Genomic DNA, 25,712 nt, shown 5'->3' with positions numbered 1-25,712 from the left:
CTAGCTTTGACGCATGAGTTCGTACCGCCTGCCGCCCCCCGCCAGCTTCTCCGCCGCCGCCGTGGCGACCGTCATCGGTTTCGGCGGCACGGTGGCCTTGATCGTTCAGGCGGGGCAGACGCTGGGGGCCTCGCCCGTCCAGATCATCTCCATGGTCACAGCGCTCTGCCTCGGCATCGGCCTGCCCGGCGCGGTGCTGAGCTGGCGGCTGAAGATGCCGGTCGTTCTGGCCTGGTCGACGCCGGGCGCGGCCCTGCTGGCGGCCTCGACGCTGGGGCTGGGCTGGTCCACGGCCGTCGGGGCCTTCGTCATCGCCGGCCTGCTGATGGTGCTGACCGGGCTGGTCCCGGCCCTGGGGCGGCTGGCCGAGCGCATCCCGGCCGCCATCGCCTCGGCCATGCTGGCGGGGGTGCTGCTGCCCTTCTGTCTCAAGCTGTTTCTGGTCTTCCCCGCCGACATGGGGCTGGCGGCGGGTCTGCTGGCGGTCTTCCTGATCATGCGCCGCGTCGCCGCCGCCTGGGCCCTGCCCGCCGTTCTGGTCGCGGCCTTCGCGGTTCTGGCCCTGCGCGGTCAGGTCGGCCTGCCTGCCGGGACCGGCCTGTTCGGCCAGCTGTCGCCGGTCATGCCCGCCTTTGACTGGAAGGCGGCGATCAGCCTGGCCCTGCCCCTCTATCTGGTGACCCTGGCCTCGCAGAACCTGCCCGGTCTGGTGGTGCTGCGGGCCGCCGGCTACGCCCCGCCCGCCGGCAAGCTGATCTTCTGGGGCGGCCTGACCAGCACGGTCCTGGCCCCCTTCGGCGCCCACGGCGTCAATCTGGCCGCCATCACCGCCGCCCTCTGCACCGGCCCCGAGGCCCATCCCGACCCCGAGCGGCGCTGGACCGTCGGCGTCCTCTATGGCCTGATCTACCTGGTCGTCGCCCTGTTCGCCGCGCCTCTGGCCGGCCTCTTCATCGCCATGCCGACCGGGGCGCTGGCGGTCATCACCGGCCTGGTCCTGATCGCCCCGCTGACGGGATCGTTGACCGGCATGATGAGCCTGGCCGAGGATCGCGAGGCCGCGGTGCTGACCTTCGCCGCTACGGCGTCAGGCGTGGCCCTGTTCGGGGTCGGTTCGGCCTTCTGGGGGCTGGCGGTCGGCTTTACCGCCCTGGCCGCGCGGCGCTGGATCAAGTCGCGCGCCTGACCCGCCTCGCCTGTCCCGGCGCCGCGTGCCCCGGTTTTACATTTCTCGCCCTTCCGTCCCAAGCGCGACTGTGACAGCCTGAGGCTCGGTCGATTGGCGGCCACAGAGCGAGGCGATCATGGCGCACAAGTTTGAAGTCTATCAGGACAAGGCCGGCGAGTTCCGCGTCCGGTTCAAATACAACTCCGAGATCATCTTCTCGACCGAGGGTTATTCGGACAAGTCGGGCGCCAAGCGCGCGATCGAGTCGATCAAGAAGTACGTCGGCGACGCCCCGACCGAAGAAGTCTGAGTTCCAGGTTCGAGTTTTACGGGGGCGCGGCGCTTCCGCCCGCCCCCGCACCCCTTGTTTAAGGCCGCGCCGGGACGTTCAGACCCCGCTGCACCGCCGGCCGCGCCAGACCCCGTTCCAGCCAGGCGGCCACGCGCGGGAAGTCGTTGAAGCCGACCAGATCGCCCGCCTCATAGAAGCCGATCAGGTTGCGCACCCAGCCCAGGATGGCGATGTCGGCGATGGTGTAGTCCGCGCCCATGATCCAGTCGCGGCCCTCTAGCCGCCCTTCCAGAACCCCCAGCAGACGCCGCGACTCGGCGACGTAGCGGTCGCGCGGGCGCTTATCCTCGAACTCGCGTCCGGCGAACTTGTGGAAGAAGCCGACCTGGCCGAACATCGGGCCGATCGCCGCCATCTGGAAGAAGACCCACTGCAGGGTCTCATAGCGCGCCGCCGGATCGGCGGGCAGGAAGCGCCCTGTCTTCTCGGCCAGATAGACCAGGATGGCCCCGGATTCGAACAGAGGCAGGGGTTTGCCGCCGGGACCGTCGGGGTCGATGATGGCCGGGATCTTGCCGTTGGGGTTCAGCGACAGATAGTCGGGCGTCCAGGTCTCGTTCTGGCCGATGTCCACCAGATGCGGCTCATAGGCCAGACCCAGCTCTTCCAACAGGATGGAGACCTTGACCCCGTTCGGCGTCGGCAGGGAGTAGAGCTGCAGCCGGTCGGGATGCAGGGCCGGATACTGGCGGGTGATCGGGAAGGCGGACAGGTCGGCCATCAGGCGCTCCGAAAACGAGGGTGAGCCTTCCATGTTGGAAGCCTGGCCGCCCGCCGCAATAGCCACCGCATCAGTGGCGGTCGATCAGACCTCGTCGCGCTCGTCCACCTCGGTCGGGCGCACGATGCGCAGCCAGCCATCAGAAATGCGCAGGTCCGGCGCCGCCTCGCGGGTGAAGGGCAGATACCAGGTCGGACCGCCCTCCTTGGGGGCGATCTCCAGCATGTCCGAGGCGCCGAAATTCTGCACCGACTTGACCGTGCCGACGACGGCGTCGTCCAGGTCGCGGGCCTGCAGACCGACCAGATCCGTCAGGTAGAACTCGTCTTCCTCCGGCTCAGGCAAGCGGTCGCGCGGCACGAACAGCTTTTGGCCGCGCAGGGCGTCGGCCTGCTCCTTGACGGTGATCTCCTTGACCCTGGCCACCACGCCCGCCTTGTCCGGCCGCGCCGAGAGCAGGGTCAGGGCCGGGGTTCCGTCGGCCTTGAGCAGGGGCTGATAGGCCATCAGGGCCATGGGATCGGCGGTGAAGGCGGTGATCCGCACCTCGCCCTTCACGCCAAAGGCGCCGCCGATCTGGCCGACGAGGATCAGTTTCGAGTCAGACATGGGAGCTCCTCATAAACGTCACCCCGGAATCGCGAAGCGATATCCGGGGCCACGGCAGGCTCGACAATGTGGAACTGCAGCGCCCTTGGCGGTCCCGGATACCGCCTGACGGCGGTTCCGGGATGACGCACGAAAGGCTTAGGCCTGTTCTTCGGTCGCTTCGGCGGCCGGAGCTTCTTCAGCAGCGGCTTCGGCCGGGGCTTCTTCAGCAGCCGGAGCGTTCTTGGCGGCTTCAGCAGCGGCAGCGGCTTCTTCCTTGGCGCGGGCGGCGGCTTCAGCAGCCTCGACCTTGGCGGCGGCTTCCGCTTCCAGACGGTCGGCTTCGCGCTGGGCGCGCTCAGCAGCACGTTCCTGGGCCTTCTTGCCCGGCGTGCCCTTGTTCGGGTTGTTCGACTGGGTCCAGGTGACCTTGCCGACCAGAACTTCGTCTTGCGACTGGCTGATGAAGCGCGCGACGCGGTCAGTCGGCTGGGCGCCCTTGCCGAGCCACTCGGCGATGCGGTCGGCCTTCAGGGTGACGCGCGGTTGGGCGCTGTCCTTGGGCAGCATCGGGTTGTAGCTGCCGACGCGCTCGATGAACTTGCCGTCGCGCGGAGCGTGCGAGTCAGCCACGACGATGTAGTAGTAGGGGCGCTTCTTGGCGCCGCCGCGGGCCAGACGAATCTTCAGCATTTTCAGTCTCTTTCTAGAAAGTCGAAATCAGTTCTTTTTCGGGAAGCCCGGCAGGCCCGGAAGGCCTCCCGGAAGTTGTCCGCCGCCCAGGCCGGCGAGCCGGTCCTGAATGGCTTTCATTTCGTCGGCGCTGGGTTCGGCCATCTTGCCGCCGCCCAGAGCCTTGAGGCGGGCCATGTCGGGGCCGCCCATACCAGGGAGACCGGGCATTCCGCCGCCGCCTCCGCCGAGACCGCCCATCATGGCGGCCATCTTCTGCAGGTTCTTGCCGCCGCCCTTGGACAGGGACTTGACCATGTCGGCCATCTGCCGGTGCTGTTTCAGCAGGCGGTTGATGTCCTGGACCTCGACGCCGGCGCCGGCGGCGACGCGCTTCTTGCGGCTGGCGTTGAGCAGGTCGGGCTTCTTGCGCTCGGCCTTGGTCATGGAGCTGATGATGGCTTCCTGACGGGCGATCATCTTGTCGTTGACGTTGCTGTCGGCCATCTGGGCCTTCAGCTTGGCCACGCCGGGCAGCATGCCCATGATGCCCTGAAGCCCGCCCATCTTCTTCATCTGCTGCAGCTGGGCGGCCAGATCGTCCAGGTCAAACTGACCCTTGGCCAGCTTGCGGGCCATCTTCTCGGCCTTGGCCTGGTCCAGCTCGGTCGCGGCCTTTTCAACCAGGGCGACGATGTCGCCCTGACCCAGGATGCGGCCGGCGACGCGGCGGGCGTCGAAGACGTCAAGGGCGTCGACCTTTTCACCGGCGCCCAGATACTTGATCGGCAGGCCGGTGACGGCGCGCATCGACAGCATGGCGCCGCCGCGGCCGTCGCCGTCGGCGCGGGTCAGCACCAGGCCGGTCAGCGGCAGGCGCTCGTGGAAGGCGGCGGCCGTGCGGACCGCGTCCTGACCCGTCAGGCTGTCGGCGACCAGCAGGGTCTCGACCGGATTGGCGACGCGGGCGACCTCGGCCACCTCGGCCATCAGGGCCTCGTCCAGCGTGATGCGGCCGGCGGTGTCGAGGATCAGGACGTCGAAGCCCTGGAGTTTGGCGGATTGCAGCGCGCGCTTGGCGATCTCGACCGCCGACTGGCCCGCCACGATGGGCAGGGTCGCGACCTCGATCTGCTGACCCAGGGTCGCCAGCTGCTCCATGGCCGCCGGACGACGCGTGTCCAGCGAGGCCATCATGACCTTCTTCTTGTCGAACTTGGTCAGACGCAGGGCCAGCTTGGCCGAGGTCGTGGTCTTGCCCGAGCCCTGAAGGCCGGCCATCAGAATGACGGCGGGCGGCGTCGCATTGATGTTGATCGGGGTCGGCTCTTCGCCGCCCAGCATCTCGACCAGACCGTCATAGACGATCTTGACCACCTGATCGGCCGGCTTGACCGAACGGATGACCTCTTCGCCGGTCGCCTGTTCCTTGGCGCGGCTGATGAAGTCCTTGACCACCGGCAGGGCGACGTCGGCCTCGAGCAGGGCGACGCGGACTTCGCGCAGCGCTTCCTCGACATCCTTTTCGGACAGGGCGCCGCGGCCGGTGATCCGGTCGAAGACGCCTGTCAGCCGCTCGTTCAGAGCCTCGAACATTCAAAACCTTTCATGCGCGAACCCTGACCTCCATAGAGAAACAGCCTCTGGCGACGATCACGTCGGCAGAGGGTCCTCGCCATCCTCGTTCTTTTTTGGGGCTATCGGCCGGTCGGCCTACTTGAGCCCGAATGGGCTGTGCTCAAGTAGCGCTCAGCGCGGTAGCACGACCAAGAAAGCTGTCGTGATGGAGGAGGCGCAGGTTCAATTGCGCCGGAAGCGGCGGCTTATGGAGCATTCCAGGGGGAATGTCGAATCTTGCGCAACAACTTCCAACATCATCCAACAACCACACAAAGGGTTTCAGCGTTGACCATAGGGGCTAGGCGGTTCGGATTCCGCTGATACGGTTCCGGTTCCAGCCTCCCCGCTGAAGGACAATGCGATGATCCAGGCCGCCGACGATCGACTGCGCGACGAAGTTCGCCTGCTGGGCGCCCTGCTCGGCGAGGTGATCCGCGACGAGGGCGGTCAGGAACTCTACGACCGGATCGAGGCGGTGCGTCAGGCCTCGGTGGCCTATCACCGCGACCCGGCCTCGCATGACGCCGCCGAACTGGAGGCCCTGCTCAAGGATCTGTCGCTGGATCAGGCCATCGGCCTGACCCACGGTTTCGCCGCCTTCTCGCTTCTGGCCAATGTCGCCGAGGACCGGGCGGGCAAGCGCCGCGCCCGCGATCAAGCCGAGGCCGGCGAACGCGCCGACACGCCCGAAGGGGCGCTGAAGCGGCTGGATGCGGCCGGCGTGGACCGGGCCGCGGTGCGCGACCTGCTGTCCCAGGCCCTGATCTCGCCCGTCCTGACCGCCCACCCGTCCGAAGTGCGCCGCAAGAGCGTCATCGACCGCATCGCCGCCGTCGGCGCCCTGCTGGACGGCTGCGACCGCGACGGGATCGCCTGTTCGCCTACCCGTCTGAAAGCGGAGTTGCGCCGCCAGATCGTCATCCTGTGGGCCACGCGCCTGACCCGCGCCTCCGGCCTGGTGGTGCAGGACGAGATCAACACCGTCACCGACTGGCTGCAACGCATCTTCCTGCACGTCGCTCCGGCCCAGCTGGCCGAGTGGCGCGCCCTGCTGGACACGCCCGATCTGCCGCCCTTCCTGCGCATCGGCACCTGGGTCGGCGGCGACCGCGACGGTAATCCCAATGTCGACGCCGAGGTCCTGGCCGCCGCCTTCCGCACCCAGTCGCGCGCCGTGCTGCGCTTCTATCTGGAGGAGGCCAATGCGCTCGGCGAGGAACTGAGCCTTTCCGCCGATCTGACCTCCGTCACCCCCGAACTGGCGGCCCTGGCCCAGAGCTCAGCCGACGCTTCGATCCAGCGCGCGGACGAGCCCTATCGCCGGGCGCTCAGCCGCATCTACGCCCGGTTGTCGGCGACCCACCTGGCGCTCACCGGCGGCCCCGCCCCCCTGCCCGCCTCGTTCGAGGCTCCGGCCTATGAGGGGCCTGACGCCTTCCGCGCCGATCTGGCCGTGCTGCACGACAGCCTGATCCGCACCCACGGCGCCGTCTTCGCCGACGACCGCCTGGCCCGGCTGATCACGGCGGCCGACGTCTTCGGCTTCCACATGGCGACCCTGGACCTGCGTCAGAACTCCGACGTGCATGAACGGGTCGTGGGCGATCTTCTAAAGGTGGCGGGCGTCTGTCCCGACTATGCGGCCCTGGACGAAGAGGCCCGCCTGACCCTGCTGGCGCGCGAACTGGCCGGGCCGCGCCCGCTGTTTTCTCCGTATGCGGAGTATGCGCCCGAGACCCTGAAGGAACGCGCCATCCTGCAGGCGGCGGCCCAGGCATTGTCCGCCTTCGGGCCCCAAGCCATCCGCACCCATATCGTCTCCAAGACCGACGCGGCCTCGGACATGCTGGAGGTCTATCTGCTGCTCAAGGAGGTCGGCCTCTACGACCCGGCCGATCCCGCCGCCTGCCCCATCCAGGCCGCGCCCCTGTTCGAGACCATCGAGGACCTGCGCGCCTCGCAACCCACCTTGGAGCGTGTGCTGGCCGAGCCGTCCGCTCGCGCCGTGGCGACCGCGCGCGGGGTGCAGGAGGTCATGATCGGCTATTCGGACTCGAACAAGGACGGCTCCTACCTGACCTCGGGCTGGGAACTGCACGAGGCCTCGCGCGCCCTGCTGGAGGTGACCCGCGCGGCGGGGGTCCGGCTGCAACTGTTCCACGGTCGCGGCGGCGCCGTGGGACGCGGCGGGGGCTCATCCTTCTCGGCCGTGCTGGGCCAGCCGGCGGGGACGGTGGCCGGCCGCATCCGCGTCACCGAACAGGGCGAGGTCATCGCCAACAAGTACGGCGAGCCGGAGGTGGCGCAGAGGAACCTCGACGCCCTGACCTGCGGGACATTGCTGGCCTCGCTCGGCCCTCAAACCGACGGCGGCTACAGCCTTGAGCACGGGGCCACGGCGGCGCGCCTGTCGGCGGCGTCGATGAAGGCCTATCGCGCCCTGGTCTATGAGACGCCGGGCTTCGTCGACTATTTCCGCGCCGCCACCCCCATCGCCGAGATTGCCGACCTGAAGATCGGCTCGCGCCCGGCCTCGCGCTCGACCTCCACCGCCATCGAGGACCTGCGCGCCATTCCCTGGGTGTTCAGTTGGTCGCAGTCGCGGGTCATGCTGCCCGGCTGGTTCGGCTTCGGCTCGGCGGTCCAGGGCGAGGACCCGGACGAGCTGCGCGACATGGCCGCCGCCTGGCCCTTCTTCCGCACCGTGGTCCAGAACATGGAGATGGTGATGGCCAAGGCCGACATGGCCATCGCCCGGCGCTACGCCGGACTGGTTCCCGACCCGGCTCTGGCCGAGCGCATCCATGGCGCCATCCGTCAGGAGTGGGACTGCACCAAGGCCGCCGTCCTGTCGATCACCGGCCACGACGACCTGCTGGGCGGCCAGCCCGAGCTGGACCGCCTGATCCGCCAGCGCATGCCCTATGTCGAGCCGCTGAACCACGTCCAGATCGAGCTGATCCGCCGCAGACGGGCGGGCGACGACGACCCGCGCGTGCGCAACGGCATCCTGCTGGCCATCAACGGCGTGGCGGCGGGCCTCAGAAACAGCGGCTGATCACAGCCACTTCGAGCGCTTGAAGGTGACGTAGAGACCGATGCAGATGGCGGCGATGGCCGCCATGGTCGCCGGGTAGCCATAGACCCAACGCAGCTCCGGCATGTGTTCGAAATTCATGCCGTAGATGCCGGCCACCGCCGTCGGGGTCGCTAGGATGGCGGCCCAGGCGGCCAACTTGCGGGTGATGACGCCCTGACGCTGCTGCTCCAGCAGGTTGGAGACCTCGAACACTGACGACAGGATGTCGCGCAGCGCCGCCGTTCGGCTGGCGACGCGCCGTACATGGTCGGCCACATCGCGGAAATAGGGCCGGACCTCACGGTCGATGCAGGGCAGGTCCAGCGATTGCAACTTGTTGGCCACCTCCTCCATCGGGCCAAGGACGCGGCTGAATTTCAACAGTTCGCGGCGCAGCAGGAACAGGCGCTTGATGTCGGCGCGCGACAGGAAGCTGTCCAGCGCCCTCTGCTCCATCTCCAGCACGCTGTCCTCGATCTCGTCGACGATGGGCACATAGCCGTCGACGATGAAGTCCAGCACCCCGTGCAGGATGAAGTCAGCGCCGTGCTTCAACTGCAGTGGCGAGGCCTCCAGCTGGGCGCGCAGCTGGGTGTGGGCGCGGGCCGAGCCGTGGCGAATGGTGATGACGAAGCGCGACCCGACGAAGACATGGGTCTCGCCATAGAGGATATGATCGTCGTCGCCCTTCTGGGCCGTGCGGGCGACGATGAACAGCTCGCCGCCATAGACCTCGATCTTGGGCATCTGATGCGCCGACAGCGCGTCCTCGACCGCCAGCGGGTGCAGGCGAAAGCGTCGCACCAGCCCCTCGAACTCCTCGTCCGTGGGTTCATAGAGGCCGATCCACAGATACTCGCCCGGCTTGAGCCGCAGCCCCGCGTCGGTCAGCGGCGCCTCGCGCACGCGCTTGCCGTCCTTGTAGACGTAGGAGGCGACGACGCTCATGGGCGCTCCTTCAACTGAACGGCCAAGGCATACGCCACCCCGGCTGGAATAGAAAAGGCCCGGCGGATCGCTCCACCGGGCCCTTTCCAGATTCAGCAGTCAACGGCCTCAAGTAGGCCGAAGGCCGATAGGCCACTCAAGGATGAGCGGTAGGCCCCCTTAGGAAGTCGGGAAGCCGCGCACCTTCAGCAGGGCCGCCACGTCGGGGTTGCGGCCGCGGAACTGGCGATAGGCGTCGCCGCGGTCCGTGGTGTTGCCCGGGGCCAGGATGATCGACTTGAAGCGGCCGCCGATGTCCGGGTTGAAGACGTCGCCCGACTCTTCGAAGTAGGCCCAGGTGTCGGCGTCCATCACTTCCGACCACAGGTAGGAATAGTAGCCGGCCGAATAGGCGTCCGAGGTGAAGAGGTGGTTGAACTGCGGCAGGCGGTGCCGCATCACGATCTCCTTCGGCATGCCCAGACGGTCCAGCGAGGCCTTCTCGAAGGCCGCAATGTCGGTCGGCGGCGTTCCTTGCGTGTGCAGGTCCATGTCGACCAGGGCCGAGGACAGATAGCTGACCGTGGCGTAGCCCTGGTTGAAGGTCGAGGAGGCCTCGATCTTGTCCACCAGCGCCTGCGGCATCGGCTGCTTGGTCTCGACGTGCTTCATGTAGCCGTCGAGGATCGGACGGCTCAGCACCCAGTGCTCGTGCACCTGCGACGGATATTCCACGAAGTCGCGCGGCGTGTTGCCGAACGACGGATAGGTCACCACCGACGAGAAGTAGTGCAGGGCGTGGCCGAACTCGTGGAACAGGGTCTCGGCGTCGTCCAGCGAGATCAGCAGGGGCTGACCGGCCTCGGCCTTGACGAAGTTGTTGTTGTTCGAGGCCAGGATCGGCTTCGAACCCGTCAGCTGCGAGAAGGACCGGTAGGTGGTCATCCAGGCGCCCGAGCGCTTGCCCGGACGGGCGAAGTCGTCAGCGTAGTAAAGGCCGATCAGCTTGCCGGTGGCCTTGTCGGTGACCTCATAGGTGGTCACGTCCGGCTCGAAGGTCGAGACGGTTCCCTTGGCCAGGGGCTTGAAGACGAAGCCGTACAGACGCTCGGCCATGTAGAAGGAGGCCGCGCGCACCGCGTGCAGTTCGAAGTAGGGCTTCAGCTCGTTCTGATCGAGGTCGTACTTGGCCTTGCGGACCTTCTCGGCGAAGTAGAGGTAGTCCCAGGGCTCGATGTCGAAGCCGGCGATCGCCTTCATGTCGGCGACCTCCTCGGCGACGCGGGCCTTGGCCGGGGCCCAGACGCGCTGCATCAGCTCCATGGCCGCGGCCGGGGTCTTGGCCATGGTGTCCTGCATGCGCCATTCGGCGTGGTTGCCGAAGCCGAGCAGGCGAGCGCGCTGCTGACGCAGGGCGACGATCTGGGCGATGGTCGACTTTGTGTCGTTGGCGTCGCCGTTGTCGCCGCGCTTGACGAACTTCTTCCAGACCTGTTCGCGCAGGGCGCGGTCGTCGGCGAAGGTCAGGAAGGGATCGACGCTGGAGCGCGTGTTGACGATAGCCCAGCCCTGGACGTTGCGCGTGCGCGCGGCGGCGGCGGCGGCGGCCTTGTTGGAGTCCGGCAGGCCCTTCAGGCCGGCTTCGCTGGTGATGACGGTCCAGGTGTTCTCATCGGCCACCACCTTCTGACCGAAGCCGGTGAAGGCGTTCGACAGGGCGGTGTTGATGCGGCCCAGCTCGGCCTTGCCGGCCGCGTCCAGGGCGGCGCCGTTGCGGATGAAGGCATCGCGGCTGCGCTCGGCCAGACGCGTCTGCTGGGCGTTCAGGCCATTGGCAGCAGCGCCGTCGGCCACGGCCTTGATGCGCTGGAACAGCTTCTCGTTGAAGGTGATCTCGTCCGAGGCGGCCGACAGGATCGGCGACAGCTCGGTCTCCAGCACATCCCACTGCTCGCCGCCGATGTTCGAGGTCATGACGCTGAAGACGTTGATGGCGCGGTCCAGCGGCTCGCCCACCAGCTCCATCGCCACCAGGGTGTTGGCGAAGGTCGGGGCGTCGGGGTTGTTGGCGATCGCGGCGATGTCGGCGCGTTGCAGCTCAATCCCTTCCAGGATGGCTTCGCGCATCTTCGGCGCGGTCACCTTGTCCCACGGCGGCACGCCCTCGTAGGGGCCGGTCCAGGGCTGCAGCAGCTCGGCGCGCGGGGCCGTGGTCGGCAGGACGGCGCGGGCGATACGCGCCTCGTCAGCCGTCGACAGGGAAGCGGCGGTCGGTCCTGTCATTCCGTTCTCCAGAGCGCCGGCGGAGGCGCAGCCCGTCAGGGCGAAGAGGCTCGCGCCCCCGATGAGAAGATGGCGTCTGTGCATCCAGGTCTCCCAACCATAGCTGTTTCTGACCCTCCCCGACGTGCTCGTCCGGGCGGGCTTATGCCTCGATGTAATCCTAACCATTGGACGACGGAACCCCACGGGTCTAAAGGCCGCTGCATGGCGATAGGCGTTTTCGACTCCGGCGTGGGCGGACTGACGGTCCACCGCGAACTCACGACCCGCTTTCCGACGCGGGACTTCATCTATCTGGGCGACCAGGCCCACGCCCCCTATGGCGGGCGCGGCGGCGAGGACATCGTCGCGCTGACGCGCGCCGGGTGCGAGCGTCTGTTCGAGGCCGGCGCCTCGGTCGTCGTCCTGGCCTGCAACACGGCCTCGGCCATCGCCCTGCGTCGCCTGCAGCAGACCTGGATTCCGGGGATGCGCGATAAGCTGGGCCGGCCGGTCAATGTCCTGGGCATCATTGTCCCGACCATCGAGGCGGCCACCGGCCTGCCCTGGTCCTATGAGGCCGAGCGCAACGGCCGTCTGGAAGGCGAGAAGAAGCAGGCGATCGACGTCACCGGCGTCTTCTGCACCGCCGCCACGGCCATGAGCCGGGTCTATGAGATCGAGATCGACAAGCGCCGCGAGGACCTGGCCGTCTTCACCGAGCCCTGCCCCGGCCTGGCCGGCCTGATCGAACTGGGCGCCCCGACCGAGGAGCTGAAGGTGGTGGTCGAGGACCACGTCGACGCCCTGCGCCGTCGCATCGGCCGTCACCCGGACAAGGCCATCCTGGGCTGCACCCACTATGAGATTGTCGCCGACCTGTTCGCCGCCGCCCTGCCCGCCGGGGTCCAGGTGATCAGCCAGCCGACCGCCGTGGCCGACTCCCTGGAGCGCTATTTCGCGCGCCACCCGGAATATGAGCTGGGATCGTCGGGCCGTCGCGACTTCCTGACCACCGGCACGCCGGGTCCGCAGTCGGACCTGATCGCCCGCTTCTGGGGCGCACCCCTGACCTTCGACGCGGCCTGAGGCGCAATACACGTCCGTTATCCTCGGGCTTGACCCGAGTCAGGATGATCTGCGGCCGGCGCCCAGGCTTTCACCGTCGAGCGCGCTGAACGCCCGATCCTCGGGTCAAGCCCGAGGATGACGGCGAGTGGGGCGGGCTCGTCCTATTCCGACGCGCCGCCGCTCGAGCGGCGCTGGCCGAAGGTCGGCGCCCGTTCCTTCTGCTGGGCCCAATAGGCCGGGCCGTCGTCGGGCTTGAACATGGTGCGCGGCACGCCGTTGCGGTCCACCACGGCGAAGGTGTTGGTCGCGGCCTGATAATAGAGGGTGTCGCCGTTCGGCCGCTTGACCGTCTCGGTCCCCTTGGGCGTCGCCTCGGTGAAGGCCCGCACCTTGCTCAGATACTCATCCGCCGACCTGGCCCCAAAGGCCGCGCCGTTGCGCTCATAGAGGCGCTGCACCTTGGCGTCGGCGGTTTCGCGCCGATTGGCCGTGACCGGGGGCTTGGCCTCGGGCGCCGCCTCGACGGCTTCGCTTTCGGACGCCGCCGCCGAAATCAGGGCGACGGGTTCGGCCGCCGCCCGGTCGCGCGTTTCAACCGCCGAGCCGCCGCTGTCGCAGGCCGCCAGGACCAGCGCCGAAAAAGCCGCCGCCGCCATCTGAATCCGCATGGGTCACCCTCCCTGAAGAACCCGCCGAACACAGGTATGCACAGAGCGCGCGTTCGCGCAATGTTCCTACTGACATTTCTGTTTGAAAAGCGCCCTGTCTCGACGGCGTCATGCGGTCCCGCTAGAGATTCCCCATGACCGCATCCTCGCTTTCGGGCCGCAAGGTCCTGCTGATCGTCGGCGGCGGCATCGCCGCCTACAAGGCGCTGGAGCTGACGCGCCTGCTGAAGAAGGCCGGGGCCGAGGTGATGAGCCTGCTGACCCCCGCCGGGGCCGAGTTCGTCACCCCCATGTCCCTGGCGGCCCTCACCGGCCATCCCGTGCGCCAGGCCCTGTTCATGCCCGAGGACGAGACGGCCATGGGCCATATCGAGCTGTCGCGCTGGGCCGATCTGGTGGTGGTGGCGCCGGCCACGGCGGGGCTGATCGCCAAGGCCGCCAATGGCCTTGCCGACGACCTGGCCTCGACCACGCTTCTGGCCACCGACAAGAAGGTGCTGCTGGCCCCGGCGATGAACGTGCGCATGTGGCTGCACCCGGCGGTTCAGGCCAATGTCGAGCGGCTGAAGGGCTTTGACGGCTTTCACGGCGTCGCCGTGGTCGGCCCCGACGACGGGATCATGGCCTGCGGCGAGTTCGGCCCCGGCCGCATGGCCGAACCCGCCGTCATCTTCAACGAGATCGCCCGCCTGCTGGCCGGGCCGGACGGCCGCCCCCTGACCGGCAAGACCGCCGTGGTCACCGCCGGACCGACCTTTGAACCCATCGACCCGGTGCGCGGCCTGACCAACCGCTCCAGCGGCAAGCAGGGCTATGCGGTCGCCGCCGCCCTGGCCGAACTGGGGGCGAATGTGACCCTGATCTCCGGCCCCGTGGCCCTGGACGCCCCCGTCGGCGTCACCCGCCTCTGGGTCGAGGCCGCCGTCGAGATGAAGACCGCCGTCGAGGCCCACCTGCCCGCAGACATCGCCGTGATGAGCGCCGCCGTCGCCGACTGGCGCGTGGACGGCGTGGCCTCGGGCAAGATCAAGAAGAAGCCGGGCGGCCCGCCCTCCCTGGCCCTGATCGAGAACCCTGACATCCTGGCCGGCGTCTCGGCGCCCGGTCCGAAGCGTCCGAAACTAGTGGTCGGCTTCGCCGCCGAGACCAGCGACCTGGAGGGCAACGCCCGCGCCAAGCTGTCGAGGAAGGGCTGCGACTGGATCGTCGGCAACGACGTCTCGGGCGAGGTCTTCGGCTCGGACGGCAACGCCGTGACCCTGTTCACCCGGGACGGCGCCGAGCCCTGGCCGCGTCAGTCCAAGACCGAGGTGGCGAGGAAGCTCGCCGCCCGCATCGCCGATCACTTCAAGGCCTGAGAGATTCCATGACCACTGTCCGCGTCGAACGCCTGCCCCACGCCGAGGGCCTGGCCCTGCCCGCCTATGAGACGACGGGATCGGCCGGCATGGACCTGCGCGCCGCCGTGGCGGAATTCGAGCCGGTCATCCTGGCGCCGGGCGAGCGCAGGCTGATCCCGACCGGTCTGAAGATTGCGCTGGAGCCTGGCTATGAGGCCCAGGTGCGCCCCCGCTCGGGTCTGGCCCTGAAGCACGGCGTCACCTGCCTGAATTCGCCCGGCACCATCGACAGCGACTATCGCGGCGAGGTCGGGGTCATCCTGATCAACCACGGCCAGATCGCCTTCGAGATCAACCGCGGCGAACGCATCGCCCAGATGGTCATTGCCCCCTACGCCCAGGCCGTCATGGCCGAGGTCGAGGCCCTGGACGAGACCGCGCGCGGCGCCGGCGGCTTCGGCTCGACGGGCCGCTAAGCAAGCGGCGCTTTACGGGTCGGCCAAGTTCACCCTAGCATGGCGGCATGAACACCCTGGACCAGCTCGTTTACTGCAGCCGCGCCAGGCTGCCCCACGAGCAGGCCGCCGAACAGATCGCCGACATTGTTCACGTCTCGGCCTTTCGCAACGCCCAGGTCGGCGTCACCGGCGCCCTGGCCCTCAGTGGCGACGTCTTCGTCCAGATTCTGGAAGGCAGCCCCACTGCCCTCGACATCCTGATGCTTCATCTGCATTTCGATGCGCGGCATGACGATATCGTCGTTCTGGCGCGCGAGCGGATCACGCGTCGCGCCTTCCCCATCTGGGGCATGATTGCGCCGCAAAGAGGCCCTGCGCTCTCCAGCGCCCTGGATCGGCTGATCGTCGAGCGCTCGTCCCGTCTGGACCTATGGCGGCAGGCGCTTCAGACCGAGGAGCTCGGCGACGGCGGGGTGATCTCGCGCTTCAGCACGTGCTCGCGCCAGGCGGTGTAGAGGCCGCTGCCCACAATCAGGGCGGCCCCCGTCAGGGTCGCCGCCGTCGGCGTGTCGCGCAGCAGCAGCCAGCCCAGCACCACCGCCCCGACCATCTGCAGATAATCCAGCGGCGCCAGGGCGGAGACCGGGGCGTGCTGCAATGAGGTAGTCATCAGCAGTTGGGCCAAGCCGCCCGCCAGACCGCCCGCCGCCAGGATGGCCAGCACTCGCCAGCTGTGGCTGTGGCCGTCGATCAAGGCCAGGCCGCCGCCCACGCAGGCGCAGGCGATGAAGAACCAGAAGACAATGGCGGTGGCGGATTCCGTCTTGCCCAGCTGGCGCAGGGTGACGGTGACCGAGGCGGCCACGAAGGCCCCGCCCAGGGCGAACATCAGCCCGCTCAACGGCGGCGCGCCCTCGGCGCCGGGGCGCACCATGACCAGAACCCCGAGGAAGCCCAGGGCCACCGCCGTCCAGCGATGGCGCCCGACCTTTTCCTTCAGGAAGAGGATGGACAGCAGGGTGGCGAAGATGGGGGCGGTGAAGCCGATGGTGGTGGCGTCGGCCAGCGGCAGCAGCCGCAGCCCCTGGAAGATGAGCAGGATGCCCGACACCCCCAGGCCGCAACGCCAGAGATGGACCAGGGGTCGCCGGGTCGAGATCAAGGCCAGTCCGCCCTTGAGGTTCAGCACCCAGAACAGGACCACCGGCAGACCGAAGATCGAGCGATAGAAGACCATCTCGCCGGCCGAGACCGGCTCCAGCGTCGCCGCCCACTTCATCAGGGCGTACATCAGGGAGAAGCTGAAGGCCGACGCGACCCGCAGGGTCATGCCGTAGCTGGCGCCGTGTCGGATCATCCGCCTCAGGCCTGACGGAAGCCGAGCACGTCCTGCATGTCATAGAGGCCGGGGCGGCGATTGCGCACCCAGGCGGCGGCGGCCACGGCGCCCTTGGCGAACAAGGAGCGGTCGATGGCCGAATGCGACAGGGTCAGCAGCTCGTCATCCGAACCGAACAGCACAGTATGTTCGCCGATGACGCCGCCGGCACGCAGGGAGGCGAAGCCGATCTTGCCCGGCTCGCGCGGGCCGGTGATGCCGTCATAGGGGGCGGTCTTGAGGTCTTCCAGATCGCGGCCCCGGCCGTTGGCGGCGGCCTCGCCCAGCATCAGGGCGGTGCCCGAGGGGGCGTCCACCTTGCGCCGGTGATGGGTCTCCAGCACCTCGATGTCCCAGTCGCGGCCGTCCAGACGCTGGGCGGCGTGTTCGACCAGGCCGATCAGGATGTTGAGGCCCAGCGAGAAGTTGCCGCTGCGGACGATGGCGATCTTTTCCGCGGCCGCCTCGATCTCGGCGTCCTGTTCCGGCGACAGACCGGTGGAGCCGATGACCAGGGCCGGACCGCCGCGCGCGGCGCAGGCCTTGGCCAGCTCGACCGAGGCCTCGGGCGTCGAGAAGTCGATGACGACGTCGCACAGGTTCAGATCAGGCGTCTCGCCGCGATCAAAGCGGGTGGCGACCACCACATCCTCGCGGGCGTCCAGGACTTGCGAAACGGCGCGGCCCATGCGGCCCCGGGCGCCGGAGATGCCGGCGTGGAAGATGTCGCTCACGCAGTCTCTTTCGGAGTGTCGGCGTCGCCGCCCAGAATATCGGCCCAGAACCGCTTGGCCTTGCCGGCGAAACTGGAGTTGCGCGGATTCTGGCTCTCTCCGAACGAGGCCGCAAGCTCCTGCATCAGTTCTTTCTGGCGCGGGGTCAGGTCGGTCGGGGTCTCGACGAAGAGCTCCACCACCAGGTCGCCGCGCTGGCGGCCGTTCAGGTGGGGCATGCCCTTGCCCTTGATGCGGACGGTCTTGCCGGTCTGGGCGCCGGCCGGCACCTCGACCGTGGCCTTGCACTTGCCGTCGCAGGCCTCGGACACCAGGCAGGGGGCGTCGACCACGCCGCCCAGCGCCGCCACCGTCATAGGCACCGGCACCGTGACCAGCAGATCCAGGTTGTCGCGCTCGAACAGTTCGTGGTCGTGCACCGACAGGAAGACATAGAGGTCGCCGCGCGGGCCGCCGCGCTGACCCGCCTCGCCCTCGCCCGACAGGCGGATGCGCGAGCCGTCGTCGACGCCGGCGGGGATCTTGAGGCTGAGCTGACGGTTCTTGCGGACCTGACCGTGGCCGTGACAGGCGCCGCAGGGGTCCGAGATCATCTCACCCGAACCGCCGCAGCGGGGGCAGGTGCGCTCGACCTGGAAGAAGCCGTTGGCCTGGCGCACGCGTCCGGCGCCGCCGCAGGTGGAGCAGATGCTTGGCTTGGTCCCGGCCTTGGCGCCCGATCCGTCGCAGACCTCGCAGGTCATGGTGGTCGGAACCGCGATCTCGACCTCAGCGCCCTTGTAGGCCTGCTCCAGGGTGATCTCGAGGTCGTAGCGCAGGTCCGAGCCGCGACGCGGCCCCGCCTGCTGCTGGCGCCCGCCGCCCCGGCCGCCGAAGGCGTCGCCAAAGGCGTCGCCGAAGACCTGGGAGAAGATGTCGTTGATGTCGTGGAAACCCTGACCGCCGCCGCGTCCGAACGGGTCGCCGCCGCCGGCGCCGCCGTTCACGCCCGCATGACCGAACCGGTCATAGGCCGCGCGCTTCTGATCGTCCGACAGGACCGTATAGGCCTCGGAGATCTCCTTGAACTGGGCGAGGGATTCTTCGGAGCCGCCGTTGCGGTCCGGGTGGTGAATCATGGCCAGCTTGCGATAGGCCGACTTCAGGCCCGGCGCGTCGATGGTCCGCTCGACCCCCAGAATCTCGTAATAGTCACGCTGCGCCATCAGGCGTTCGTCCTCTTACTTTCCCGCCGCCTCCGCCGTCCGTGTTGAGCCTCGGATCGTGCGGTCGCGGATGACCAAATGACCATGCCTGCTGACATGGGCGCCCGGTCGAATGATGCAAGTTTTATGAAACGGCCCCGCCTGCCGTCTGGCAAGCGGGGCCGGTCGTCTTCAGTCGCGTTTCGTTACGCGTTCTTCTTGTCGTCTTCGTCCGAGACTTCCTCGAACTCGGCGTCGACCACGCCGTCGTCGGCGGGGGCTTCAGCCGAGGCGCCGTCTTCACCGGCGCCCTGCTGGGCGGCGTACATGGCCTCGCCCAGCTTCATCGAGGCCTGGGCCAGGGTGTTGGTCTTCTCGCGGATGACTTCCGGGTCCGAACCTTCCTTGGCCGCTTTCAGGTCGTCCAGGGCCGACTGGATGGTCGCCTTGGTCGCGTCGTCGATCTTGTCGCCGTGTTCCGACAGGGCCTTCTCGGTCGAGTGGACCAGGCTGTCGGCGCCGTTGACGGCCTCGACCAGTTCCTTGCGGACCTTGTCGGCGGCGGCGTTGGCTTCGGCTTCCTTGACCATCTTGTCGATGTCCGCGTCCGACAGGCCGCCGTTGGCCTGGATGCGGATCGACTGCTCCTTGTTGGTCGCCTTGTCCTTGGCGGTGACGTGAACGATGCCGTTGGCGTCGATGTCGAAGGCGACCTCGATCTGCGGCATGCCGCGAGGCGCCGGGGGAATGCCCATCAGGTCGAACTGACCCAGGACCTTGTTGTCGGCGGCCATGGGGCGTTCGCCCTGGAAGACGCGGATCGTCACGGCCGACTGGTTGTCGTCGGCGGTCGAGAAGACCTGGGCCTTCTTGGTCGGGATGGTGGTGTTGCGCTCGATCAGCGGGGTGAAGACGCCGCCCAGGGTCTCGATGCCCAGGGTCAACGGGGTCACGTCCAGCAGCAGAACGTCCTTGACGTCGCCTTGCAGAACGCCGGCCTGAACGGCGGCGCCCAGGGCCACGACCTCGTCAGGGTTCACGCCCTTGTGCGGCTCCTTGCCGAAGAACTTCTTCACGGCTTCCTGCACGGCGGGCATGCGGGTCATGCCGCCGACCAGGACGACTTCGTCGATGTCCGCCGCCTTCAGACCGGCGTCGGCCAGGGCCTTCTTGCAGGGCTCGATGGTGCGGGTGATCAGGTCTTCGACCAGGGCTTCCAGCTTGGCGCGCGACAGCTTGATGTTCAGGTGCAGCGGGCCCGAGGCGTTCATGGTGATGAAGGGCAGGTTGACCTCGTACTGGGTCGTCGAGGACAGCTCCTTCTTGGCCTTCTCGGCCTCTTCCTTCAGGCGCTGCAGGGCCAGCTTGTCGGTCCGCAGATCGACGCCCTGCTCCTTCTTGAACTCGTCGGCCAGGTAGTCGACCAGACGCAGGTCGAAGTCCTCGCCGCCCAGGAAGGTGTCGCCGTTGGTCGACTTCACCTCAAAGACGCCGTCGCCGATCTCCAGGATCGAGACGTCGAAGGTGCCGCCGCCCAGGTCATAGACGGCGATCTTCTGACCTTCGTTCTTCTCCAGGCCGTAGGCCAGGGCGGCCGCGGTCGGCTCGTTGATGATGCGCAGGACTTCCAGGCCGGCGATCTTGCCGGCGTCCTTGGTGGCCTGACGCTGGGCGTCGTTGAAGTAGGCCGGAACGGTGATCACGGCCTGGGTCACGGTCTCGCCGAGGTAGGCCTCAGCGGCCTCCTTCATCTTGCCGAGGGTGAAGGCCGAGACCTGCTGGGGCGAATAGTCCTTGCCGTGGGCGCGCACCCAGGCGTCGCCGTTCGGGCCCTTGACGATCTCATAGGGCACCATGCCCTTGTCCTTGGCCACCACCGGGTCATCGAAGTTGCGGCCGATCAGGCGCTTGATGGCGAAGAAGGTGTTGGTCGGGTTGGTGACCGCCTGGCGACGCGCAGGCTGGCCGACGAGCACTTCGCCGCTGTCCTGGATCGCCACGACCGACGGGGTCGTGCGGTTGCCTTCGGCGTTCTCGATGACCTTGGGGTTCTTGCCGTCCATGACGGCGACGCACGAGTTGGTCGTGCCGAGGTCGATGCCGATAATCTTGGCCATGAGCTTGTCTTTTCACTCCTTGCGGCGGGCGATGCGGCGGCCTTCGAAAAGCGCCGCGCGTGACCGCCCCCAGTTGGGCTGAAAGCCGTTCCGGTCGTCCGGTCGGGCGGGTTGAATGGTTGCGGTCGAAAGCCCCAGGAACTTCGGGGTTTCTTCCAGACTGGCCCGGATATGGGAAAGACCGCAGGGGCTGCAAGGGTTTCGTGCGGTTCGGGGCGGATTCGGTGGCGTTTCCCGCCATGAACCCTCTCCCGATGGGAGAGGGAGGGGCCCGCCGCTGGCGGCGGGAGGATGAGGGGCGACGGCCCCAGTCGGCGAAAGCCGTGGCGACGGTTCTTGTGGCGGCTGACGCCGAGGGACGCCGGCGACCCTCATCCGGCCCTTCGGGCCGCCTTCTCCCATCGGGAGAAGGGTCTTACATGATGAGCATGTCCTCGCCCCGCGAAACCCCGACCGGCCTGCCCGGCTTTCGCCTGTGGCCCGGCGCGCTGGACGCAGCCGCGCAGAAGGCCCTGCTGGATCAGGTGTGGGCGGCGGCGGACGAGGCCCCCTTCTATCGCCCCGTGACGCCCGGCGGCCGGCCCTTTTCGGTGGAGATGACGGGGATGGGGCCCCTGGCCTGGGTCTCGGACCGCGCCGGCTATCGCTATCAGCCGACCCATCCGGTCACTGGCCAAGCCTGGCCGGCCATGCCGCAGGCCCTGCTGGACCTATGGGACGCCCTGACCGGCTGGCCCGCCCCGCCCGACGCCTGCCTGGTCAACCTCTATCGCGGCGAGGCGAAGATGGGCCTGCATCAGGATCGGGACGAGGCCGACCTGACCGCCCCGGTCCTGTCGGTGTCCCTGGGCGATACCGCAATGTTCCGCATCGGTCCGGCCGAGGGCGGTCGGACCCAGAGCTTGAAGCTGGCCTCGGGCGACGTCTGCGCCCTGACCGGTCCGGCTCGGCTGGCGCGGCACGGAATCGATCGGCTGCTGGCCGGGTCATCGCAACTGGTCCCCGGCGGCGGGCGGATCAATCTGACCCTGCGACGAGCGCGCTGAGCGGGGGCGCTCTGATCGGGACTCGACGGCGGCGTCAAAGCCGGGTCACAGTCCCGCACCTGAAGCCGCACCTGAAGCCGCACCGGAGACCCGCGATGACCCTGATCACCCGGCCCGAAGGCCTGAGCCCCGACCAGATCGCCCCCAGCCGCCGCAGCCTGGGCCTGGCCACGGCGGGCGGCCTGATGTTCGCCGCCTACGCCCCCGCAGCCCTCAGCCAGTCGGCCAGCCCCGTGACCACTGACAGCGCCGGCCTGATCGCCCACACCGTCTCCTATCCCGCGCCGGACGGTTTCGAACTGCCCGCTTATCTGGCCCGGCCCGAGGGCGACGGTCCCTTCCCTGCCGTCATCGTCGTGTCCGAGATCTTCGGCGTGCACGAATACGTTCGCGACATCTGCCGCCGCCTGGCCAAGGCCGGCTACGCCGCCGTCGCCCCGGCCTTCTTCGTGCGCCAGGCCGACCCCGCCCCGCTCAGCGACATGCAAGCCATCATGACCATCGTCGCCGCCGCCGGATACGAGCAGGTCATGGGCGACGTCGGCGCGACCCTGGAATGGATCGGCCTGCAATCCTGGGCCCGGTCGGACAAGGTCGGCATCACCGGCTTCTGCTGGGGCGGCAAGGTGGTGTGGCAGGCCTGCGCCCGTTTCCCTGCCCTGGACGCCGGCGTGGCCTGGTACGGCCGCCTGGCCCCCGCCGCCAACGCCACCGAGGCCCAGGCGACGGCGGGCCGCCCCTGGCCGGTCGATCTGGCGGGTGAGTTGAAGGCCCCGGTGCTGGGCCTCTACGGCGGACAGGACGGCGGCATTCCGGTCGCCAGCGTCGAGGTCATGCGCGCGGCCCTGGCCGCCGCTGGAAAGACCGGCAGCGAGATCGTGGTCTATCCCGACGCCCCGCACGGCTTCCACGCCGACTATCGCGCCAGCTACCGCGAGGCGGATGCGAAGGACGGGTGGCGACGGCTGCTGGCGTTTTTCGAGCAGAAGCTGAAATAGCTCCCTTCCCCCTCGAGGGGGGAAGGGTCGGGGATGGGGGTGGAGCCGCTGGGCATGAAGGAAAGCGCGCACGAGGCGCGGACTGCGTCCCCCGAGGCTTCACCGGAAACGGCCTGCCCTCACCCCCACCCAGCCCTCCCCCCTCGAGGGGGAGGGCTCGGCTCAACAAAAAGGCCCGGAGCGTCTGCCCCGGGCCTTTCCAGTTCTCAATCAGCCGAGGCTCACGCCTTGGCGTCGAAATTCCCGCCGGTCGTATTGGCTTCGGCATAGCCGCCGCCGGTCGGACCCGACCCCTTGGCGGCCACCGCCACCATGGCGGCGCGGACGGTGCGGCCGAACAGGGCGTAGCCCGGTTGCAGGGTCTGGATCACCGTGCCGCCCGGCACGCTGTCCGAGGGCTGCTCCATCACGGCCTGATGCAGGTGGGGATCGAAGGCCTCGCCCGGCTGGGGCGCGACGCGGGTCAGACCGTTGGATTCAAAGGCCGACAACAGGGACTTCTGCGTCAGCTCCAGGCCGGTGACCATGGCGGCGGCGGCGCTGTCGGCCTCGGCCGTTTCCAGCACCTTGGGCGCCGACAAAAGACCGCGCTCCAGGGTGTCAGCCACGCTCAGCAGGTCCTTGGCGAAGCGCTGGATGGCGTAGGCGCGGGCGTCGTTGGCCTGGGTCTCGGCGCGGCGCTTGATGTTCTCGGCGTCGGCCACGGCGCGCAGGGCGCGGTCCTTCCACTGGTCGCGCTCGGCGATCAGGGCGTCGACCACGGCCATGTCGCCGTCTTCGGCGGCTTCCTGTGCGGCGTCGATGGCGGCCTCTCCCATGTCCTGCTCGAGTTGGTCGCGCGTTTCGTCGTTGATGTCGTTCACGTCTCTTGTCCGTCCAGAATCCGGCCCAGCACCCGAGCGGTATAGTCCACCAACGGGATGACACGGGCATAGTTCAGTCTTGCGGGGCCGATGACGCCGATGGCGCCCAGCATCCGCTGCCGACCCGTCATATAGGGCGCCGCGATCACGGCGGAACCCGAAAGCGAAAACAGTCGCGTTTCCGCGCCGATGAAGATGCGCACGCCCTGGGCCGCCCCGACGCCGTCGAGCAGGCCGATCAGCTGTTCCTTCTGCTCCAGATCGTCGAACAGGACGCGGACCCGCTCCAGATCCTCGACGGCCTGGGCGTCCTGCAGCAGGTTGGCCCGCCCCCGCACGATCAGGGCCCGGTCGCGCTCGCCCCCGCCGGACCAGGCGGCCAGACCGTCCTCGACCAGACGGGCGGCGGCGGCGTCCAGTTCGCGCCGGGCGGCGTCCAGTTCGGCGCTCATCTCGGTGCGCGCCTCGGCCAGGGGCCGGCCTTTCAGCCGGGCGTTGAGGAAGTTGGAGGCCTCGCTCAGGGTCGAGGGCGTCACCCCCGCCGACAGGGGCATGAGGCGGTTCTCGACCGTGCCGTCGTCCCCGACCAAGACCGCCAGGGCCTGATCATGACCCAAGGCCACGAACTCGACGTGCTTGACCCCCGCGTCCCGCACCGGGCTAGCGACGATGCCCGCCCCGCCGGCCAGGCCGGACAGAAGATTGCTGGCGGCGTCCAGCGCCTCTTCGAAGTTTCGGCCCTTGCCCGCCAGACGGGCGTCGATCTCGCGCCGCTCGTCCTGACCGATGTCCCCGACTTCCAAGAGGCCGTCGACGAACAGCCGCAGGCCCGCATGGGTCGGCACCCGGCCCGCCGAGGCATGCGGCGAGGCCAGCAGGCCCGCCAGCGTCAGGTCATGCATGGTGTTGCGGATCGAGGCCGGCGACAGGGCCAGCCCGCCGCGCGAGATAGTGCGCGACCCGACCGGCTCGCCAGTCTCCAGATAGGTCTCGACGATGCGGCGGAAGATGTCGCGCGCGCGCGCGTCCAGCGTCCCCAGGCCAGCGGGGGCGCTTCCGAACGGCGACGGATGGGGGGCATACAGGCTCACGCTTTCAGGATAAGCACGCCCCACTCAGGTTCCAAGGAAATCCCATGCGCCCGTCTGAACGCACCCCCGAACAACTCCGCGCCGTCACGCTGGAGACCGGCGTCAACCGCTACGCCGAGGGCTCGTGCCTGGTCACCTTCGGTCACACCAAGGTCCTGGTCACCGCCTCGGTCGAGGAAAAGGTGCCGGGCTGGATGCGCAACACCGGCCAGGGCTGGGTCACCGCCGAATACGGCATGCTGCCCCGCGCCACCCACACCCGCGGCCGTCGCGAAGCCTCCGCCGGCAAGCAGTCGGGCCGCACCCAGGAAATCCAGCGCCTGATCGGCCGCTCCTTGCGCGCCGTGGTCGACCTGAAAGCCCTGGGCGAGCGTCAGGTCCTGATCGACTGCGACGTCATCCAGGCCGACGGCGGCACCCGCACCGCCTCGATCACCGGCGCCTGGGTGGCCATGGCCTCGGCCTTCAACTACCTGACCGAGGAAGGCGTGCTGAAGACCAATCCCATCATCGACCAAGTGGCGGCTGTTTCGTGCGGCATCTTCAACGACCTGCCGGTTCTGGACCTCGACTACGAAGAAGACTCCACCGCCGAGGCCGACAGCAACTTCGTCCTGACCGGCGCCGGCGGCATCGTCGAGATCCAGGCCACGGGCGAGAAGCGCGGCTTCAGCCGCCCCGAGTTCGACCGCCTGTTCGAACTGGCCGGGATCGGCTGCGGCGAACTGTTCGCCCTGCAGCGCGCCGCCCTGGCCAAGTAGGCCGCCTCTATCGAAGACTAGGCCGCGAGGGCCGATCAAGGCATGCTGGCGTCTCCTGCGAACGGAGACTGCCTCATGCGCCCCGCCCTCGCCGCCTCTCTTCTGGCCCTGACGGCCGCCCTGCTGACCGGCTGCGGCCAACCCGCGCCCGCCGAACCGCCGCAGCCCGCGGGCGTGGACACCCGGCTGTCGCAGGAACCGATCGACGCCGTGCCGATCAAGGACGCGCCGCCCCCCGCCCCGGTCGCGCCGCCCAAGCCGAAGACCGAGCCTGAAGCCGTCGCGCCCGAACCCGAGGCCCCCGTCGTCACGCCTGTCGCCGTCCCGGCCGGGGAGCCCGGCTCCTGCCTGGCCGAGATCGGCGAGGCCCGCGCCAAGCGTCTGGTCGAGCGCTGCATCGCCGTCAGCCCCGCCACCCGCCCGCCCTGCAACAGCGCCAACCCCTGCGACATGATCCAGGGCGAGATCGACCGCTCCTGCGCCATGTACGGGGCGGATGAGGAGAAGCCAAAGGAATGCGGGGCCTGACCCCTCTCCCAATGGGAGAGGGTCCCATTGCGCTCTCCAAGAAAAAAGGCCCCGCTGTTTCCAGCGGGGCCTTCTTCCGTTCAACC

Annotated in this window: 24 protein-coding genes; 11 read left to right on the top strand and 13 right to left on the bottom strand. The window is 68.6% G+C overall.

The window, feature by feature from the left end:
- Positions 1-13 precede the first annotated feature (13 nt).
- Together ACR9FL_RS17600 and ACR9FL_RS17595 are read left to right on the top strand one after the other, a co-directional pair.
- Positions 14-1,186 carry a benzoate/H(+) symporter BenE family transporter gene (locus ACR9FL_RS17600; RefSeq protein WP_436356567.1) on the top strand — a complete coding sequence of 391 codons (1,173 nt, stop codon included), beginning with the start codon at positions 14-16 and terminating at the stop codon, positions 1,184-1,186.
- A 118-nt stretch (positions 1,187-1,304) separates the two neighbouring features.
- The gene (locus ACR9FL_RS17595) at positions 1,305-1,478 is read left to right on the top strand and encodes a YegP family protein (RefSeq protein WP_076224443.1); all 174 of its coding nucleotides are present in this window, start codon (positions 1,305-1,307) and stop codon (positions 1,476-1,478) included.
- Positions 1,479-1,536: 58 nt separating this feature from the next.
- Here ACR9FL_RS17595 and ACR9FL_RS17590 read toward each other — a convergent pair whose 3' ends face one another.
- The 4 genes from ACR9FL_RS17590 to ffh form a co-directional block, all read right to left on the bottom strand.
- Positions 1,537-2,241, bottom strand: a complete 705-nt coding sequence (locus ACR9FL_RS17590; protein WP_436356566.1) for a glutathione S-transferase N-terminal domain-containing protein — start codon at positions 2,239-2,241, stop codon at positions 1,537-1,539.
- Positions 2,242-2,325: 84 nt separating this feature from the next.
- Positions 2,326-2,850 (bottom strand): ribosome maturation factor RimM, encoded by a 525-nt coding sequence (gene rimM / locus ACR9FL_RS17585; protein WP_436356565.1) that lies wholly within the window; start codon positions 2,848-2,850, stop codon positions 2,326-2,328.
- Between the two features lie 138 nt (positions 2,851-2,988).
- Positions 2,989-3,522, bottom strand: coding sequence for a 30S ribosomal protein S16 (gene rpsP, locus ACR9FL_RS17580; protein WP_296177081.1), 534 nt, complete (start codon positions 3,520-3,522; stop codon positions 2,989-2,991).
- Positions 3,523-3,549: 27 nt separating this feature from the next.
- Positions 3,550-5,097 (bottom strand): signal recognition particle protein, encoded by a 1,548-nt coding sequence (gene ffh / locus ACR9FL_RS17575; RefSeq protein ID WP_296177078.1) that lies wholly within the window; start codon positions 5,095-5,097, stop codon positions 3,550-3,552.
- A gap of 385 nt (positions 5,098-5,482) precedes the next feature.
- On the opposite strand from ffh, the gene ppc reads away from it, so the two are divergent.
- Positions 5,483-8,179, top strand: coding sequence for a phosphoenolpyruvate carboxylase (gene ppc / locus ACR9FL_RS17570; protein WP_436356564.1), 2,697 nt, complete (start codon positions 5,483-5,485; stop codon positions 8,177-8,179).
- Here ppc and corA read toward each other — a convergent pair whose 3' ends face one another.
- Positions 8,180-9,148, bottom strand: coding sequence for a magnesium/cobalt transporter CorA (corA, locus tag ACR9FL_RS17565; protein ID WP_436356563.1), 969 nt, complete (start codon positions 9,146-9,148; stop codon positions 8,180-8,182).
- Positions 9,149-9,307: 159 nt separating this feature from the next.
- Positions 9,308-11,494 carry a M3 family metallopeptidase gene (locus tag ACR9FL_RS17560; RefSeq protein ID WP_436356562.1) on the bottom strand — a complete coding sequence of 729 codons (2,187 nt, stop codon included), beginning with the start codon at positions 11,492-11,494 and terminating at the stop codon, positions 9,308-9,310.
- 120 nt (positions 11,495-11,614) lie between these two features.
- Here ACR9FL_RS17560 and ACR9FL_RS17555 point away from each other — a divergent pair, with 120 nt between their 5' ends.
- Complete coding sequence (locus ACR9FL_RS17555) at positions 11,615-12,478, top strand: glutamate racemase (RefSeq protein ID WP_436356561.1); 864 nt, start codon at positions 11,615-11,617, stop codon at positions 12,476-12,478.
- Positions 12,479-12,621: 143 nt separating this feature from the next.
- Here ACR9FL_RS17555 and ACR9FL_RS17550 read toward each other — a convergent pair whose 3' ends face one another.
- A complete protein-coding gene (locus ACR9FL_RS17550) occupies positions 12,622-13,128 on the bottom strand; it encodes an S-type pyocin family protein (RefSeq protein WP_436356560.1) in 507 nt (168 codons plus the stop codon).
- A 134-nt stretch (positions 13,129-13,262) separates the two neighbouring features.
- Between ACR9FL_RS17550 and coaBC the strand changes: the two genes are divergently transcribed.
- From coaBC to ACR9FL_RS17535, 3 genes are read left to right on the top strand one after another with little or no spacing between them, the layout of a single operon-like run.
- Positions 13,263-14,486, top strand: a complete 1,224-nt coding sequence (gene coaBC / locus ACR9FL_RS17545; protein ID WP_436356559.1) for a bifunctional phosphopantothenoylcysteine decarboxylase/phosphopantothenate--cysteine ligase CoaBC — start codon at positions 13,263-13,265, stop codon at positions 14,484-14,486.
- Positions 14,487-14,494: 8 nt separating this feature from the next.
- On the top strand, positions 14,495-14,944 hold the full coding sequence (dut, locus tag ACR9FL_RS17540; RefSeq protein WP_296177387.1) for a dUTP diphosphatase: 450 nt from the start codon (positions 14,495-14,497) through the stop codon (positions 14,942-14,944).
- A 47-nt stretch (positions 14,945-14,991) separates the two neighbouring features.
- Complete coding sequence (locus tag ACR9FL_RS17535; protein WP_436356558.1) at positions 14,992-15,441, top strand: BLUF domain-containing protein; 450 nt, start codon at positions 14,992-14,994, stop codon at positions 15,439-15,441.
- Here ACR9FL_RS17535 and ACR9FL_RS17530 read toward each other — a convergent pair.
- The 4 genes from ACR9FL_RS17530 to dnaK form a co-directional block, all read right to left on the bottom strand.
- Positions 15,372-16,283, bottom strand: coding sequence for a DMT family transporter (locus ACR9FL_RS17530; protein WP_436356557.1), 912 nt, complete (start codon positions 16,281-16,283; stop codon positions 15,372-15,374). The two genes, ACR9FL_RS17535 and ACR9FL_RS17530, sit on opposite strands and share 70 nt — an antisense overlap.
- 5 nt (positions 16,284-16,288) lie before the next feature.
- Entirely contained in the window at positions 16,289-17,038 is a 750-nt protein-coding gene (gene dapB / locus ACR9FL_RS17525; RefSeq protein ID WP_296177393.1) for a 4-hydroxy-tetrahydrodipicolinate reductase, read from the bottom strand.
- Entirely contained in the window at positions 17,035-18,243 is a 1,209-nt protein-coding gene (dnaJ, locus tag ACR9FL_RS17520) for a molecular chaperone DnaJ (protein WP_296177395.1), read from the bottom strand. The genes dapB and dnaJ overlap by 4 nt, the downstream gene beginning before the upstream one ends.
- A gap of 185 nt (positions 18,244-18,428) precedes the next feature.
- Positions 18,429-20,339 carry a molecular chaperone DnaK gene (gene dnaK, locus ACR9FL_RS17515; protein ID WP_436356556.1) on the bottom strand — a complete coding sequence of 637 codons (1,911 nt, stop codon included), beginning with the start codon at positions 20,337-20,339 and terminating at the stop codon, positions 18,429-18,431.
- 419 nt (positions 20,340-20,758) lie between these two features.
- Between dnaK and ACR9FL_RS17510 the strand changes: the two genes are divergently transcribed.
- Together ACR9FL_RS17510 and ACR9FL_RS17505 are read left to right on the top strand one after the other, a co-directional pair.
- A complete protein-coding gene (locus ACR9FL_RS17510) occupies positions 20,759-21,385 on the top strand; it encodes an alpha-ketoglutarate-dependent dioxygenase AlkB family protein (RefSeq protein ID WP_436356555.1) in 627 nt (208 codons plus the stop codon).
- 95 nt (positions 21,386-21,480) lie between these two features.
- The gene (locus ACR9FL_RS17505; protein WP_436356554.1) at positions 21,481-22,383 is read left to right on the top strand and encodes a dienelactone hydrolase family protein; all 903 of its coding nucleotides are present in this window, start codon (positions 21,481-21,483) and stop codon (positions 22,381-22,383) included.
- A gap of 221 nt (positions 22,384-22,604) precedes the next feature.
- Here the strand turns inward: ACR9FL_RS17505 and grpE are convergent, their stop codons facing one another.
- Both grpE and hrcA read right to left on the bottom strand, forming a co-directional pair.
- Positions 22,605-23,201, bottom strand: a complete 597-nt coding sequence (gene grpE, locus ACR9FL_RS17500; protein WP_436358180.1) for a nucleotide exchange factor GrpE — start codon at positions 23,199-23,201, stop codon at positions 22,605-22,607.
- Positions 23,202-23,242: 41 nt separating this feature from the next.
- Positions 23,243-24,331 (bottom strand): heat-inducible transcriptional repressor HrcA, encoded by a 1,089-nt coding sequence (gene hrcA, locus ACR9FL_RS17495; protein ID WP_436358179.1) that lies wholly within the window; start codon positions 24,329-24,331, stop codon positions 23,243-23,245.
- A gap of 50 nt (positions 24,332-24,381) precedes the next feature.
- Between hrcA and rph the strand changes: the two genes are divergently transcribed.
- Together rph and ACR9FL_RS17485 are read left to right on the top strand one after the other, a co-directional pair.
- On the top strand, positions 24,382-25,098 hold the full coding sequence (gene rph, locus ACR9FL_RS17490) for a ribonuclease PH (RefSeq protein ID WP_436356553.1): 717 nt from the start codon (positions 24,382-24,384) through the stop codon (positions 25,096-25,098).
- Positions 25,099-25,173: 75 nt separating this feature from the next.
- On the top strand, positions 25,174-25,626 hold the full coding sequence (locus ACR9FL_RS17485) for a hypothetical protein (RefSeq protein ID WP_436356552.1): 453 nt from the start codon (positions 25,174-25,176) through the stop codon (positions 25,624-25,626).
- The last annotated feature ends 86 nt before the right edge of the window (positions 25,627-25,712 follow it).

The organism is Brevundimonas sp. CEF1 (assembly GCF_051353055.1).
Taxonomy (GTDB): Bacteria; Pseudomonadota; Alphaproteobacteria; order Caulobacterales; family Caulobacteraceae; genus Brevundimonas.
This window is presented reverse-complemented; position numbering and strand designations above follow the sequence as displayed.

Excerpts from the sequence above, each read along its gene's own strand:
- ACR9FL_RS17600 (WP_436356567.1), top strand. The coding sequence starts at position 14 with ATGAGTTCGTACCGCCTGCCGCCCCCCGCCAGCTTCTCCGCCGCCGCC.
- ACR9FL_RS17595 (WP_076224443.1), top strand. The coding sequence starts at position 1,305 with ATGGCGCACAAGTTTGAAGTCTATCAGGACAAGGCCGGCGAGTTCCGC.
- ACR9FL_RS17590 (WP_436356566.1), bottom strand. The coding sequence starts at position 2,241 with ATGGCCGACCTGTCCGCCTTCCCGATCACCCGCCAGTATCCGGCCCTG.
- rimM (WP_436356565.1), bottom strand. The coding sequence starts at position 2,850 with ATGTCTGACTCGAAACTGATCCTCGTCGGCCAGATCGGCGGCGCCTTT.
- rpsP (WP_296177081.1), bottom strand. The coding sequence starts at position 3,522 with ATGCTGAAGATTCGTCTGGCCCGCGGCGGCGCCAAGAAGCGCCCCTAC.
- ffh (WP_296177078.1), bottom strand. The coding sequence starts at position 5,097 with ATGTTCGAGGCTCTGAACGAGCGGCTGACAGGCGTCTTCGACCGGATC.
- ppc (WP_436356564.1), top strand. The coding sequence starts at position 5,483 with ATGATCCAGGCCGCCGACGATCGACTGCGCGACGAAGTTCGCCTGCTG.
- corA (WP_436356563.1), bottom strand. The coding sequence starts at position 9,148 with ATGAGCGTCGTCGCCTCCTACGTCTACAAGGACGGCAAGCGCGTGCGC.
- ACR9FL_RS17560 (WP_436356562.1), bottom strand. The coding sequence starts at position 11,494 with ATGCACAGACGCCATCTTCTCATCGGGGGCGCGAGCCTCTTCGCCCTG.
- ACR9FL_RS17555 (WP_436356561.1), top strand. The coding sequence starts at position 11,615 with ATGGCGATAGGCGTTTTCGACTCCGGCGTGGGCGGACTGACGGTCCAC.
- ACR9FL_RS17550 (WP_436356560.1), bottom strand. The coding sequence starts at position 13,128 with ATGCGGATTCAGATGGCGGCGGCGGCTTTTTCGGCGCTGGTCCTGGCG.
- coaBC (WP_436356559.1), top strand. The coding sequence starts at position 13,263 with ATGACCGCATCCTCGCTTTCGGGCCGCAAGGTCCTGCTGATCGTCGGC.
- dut (WP_296177387.1), top strand. The coding sequence starts at position 14,495 with ATGACCACTGTCCGCGTCGAACGCCTGCCCCACGCCGAGGGCCTGGCC.
- ACR9FL_RS17535 (WP_436356558.1), top strand. The coding sequence starts at position 14,992 with ATGAACACCCTGGACCAGCTCGTTTACTGCAGCCGCGCCAGGCTGCCC.
- ACR9FL_RS17530 (WP_436356557.1), bottom strand. The coding sequence starts at position 16,283 with ATGATCCGACACGGCGCCAGCTACGGCATGACCCTGCGGGTCGCGTCG.
- dnaJ (WP_296177395.1), bottom strand. The coding sequence starts at position 18,243 with ATGGCGCAGCGTGACTATTACGAGATTCTGGGGGTCGAGCGGACCATC.
- dnaK (WP_436356556.1), bottom strand. The coding sequence starts at position 20,339 with ATGGCCAAGATTATCGGCATCGACCTCGGCACGACCAACTCGTGCGTC.
- ACR9FL_RS17510 (WP_436356555.1), top strand. The coding sequence starts at position 20,759 with ATGATGAGCATGTCCTCGCCCCGCGAAACCCCGACCGGCCTGCCCGGC.
- ACR9FL_RS17505 (WP_436356554.1), top strand. The coding sequence starts at position 21,481 with ATGACCCTGATCACCCGGCCCGAAGGCCTGAGCCCCGACCAGATCGCC.
- grpE (WP_436358180.1), bottom strand. The coding sequence starts at position 23,201 with ATGGGAGAGGCCGCCATCGACGCCGCACAGGAAGCCGCCGAAGACGGC.
- rph (WP_436356553.1), top strand. The coding sequence starts at position 24,382 with ATGCGCCCGTCTGAACGCACCCCCGAACAACTCCGCGCCGTCACGCTG.
- ACR9FL_RS17485 (WP_436356552.1), top strand. The coding sequence starts at position 25,174 with ATGCGCCCCGCCCTCGCCGCCTCTCTTCTGGCCCTGACGGCCGCCCTG.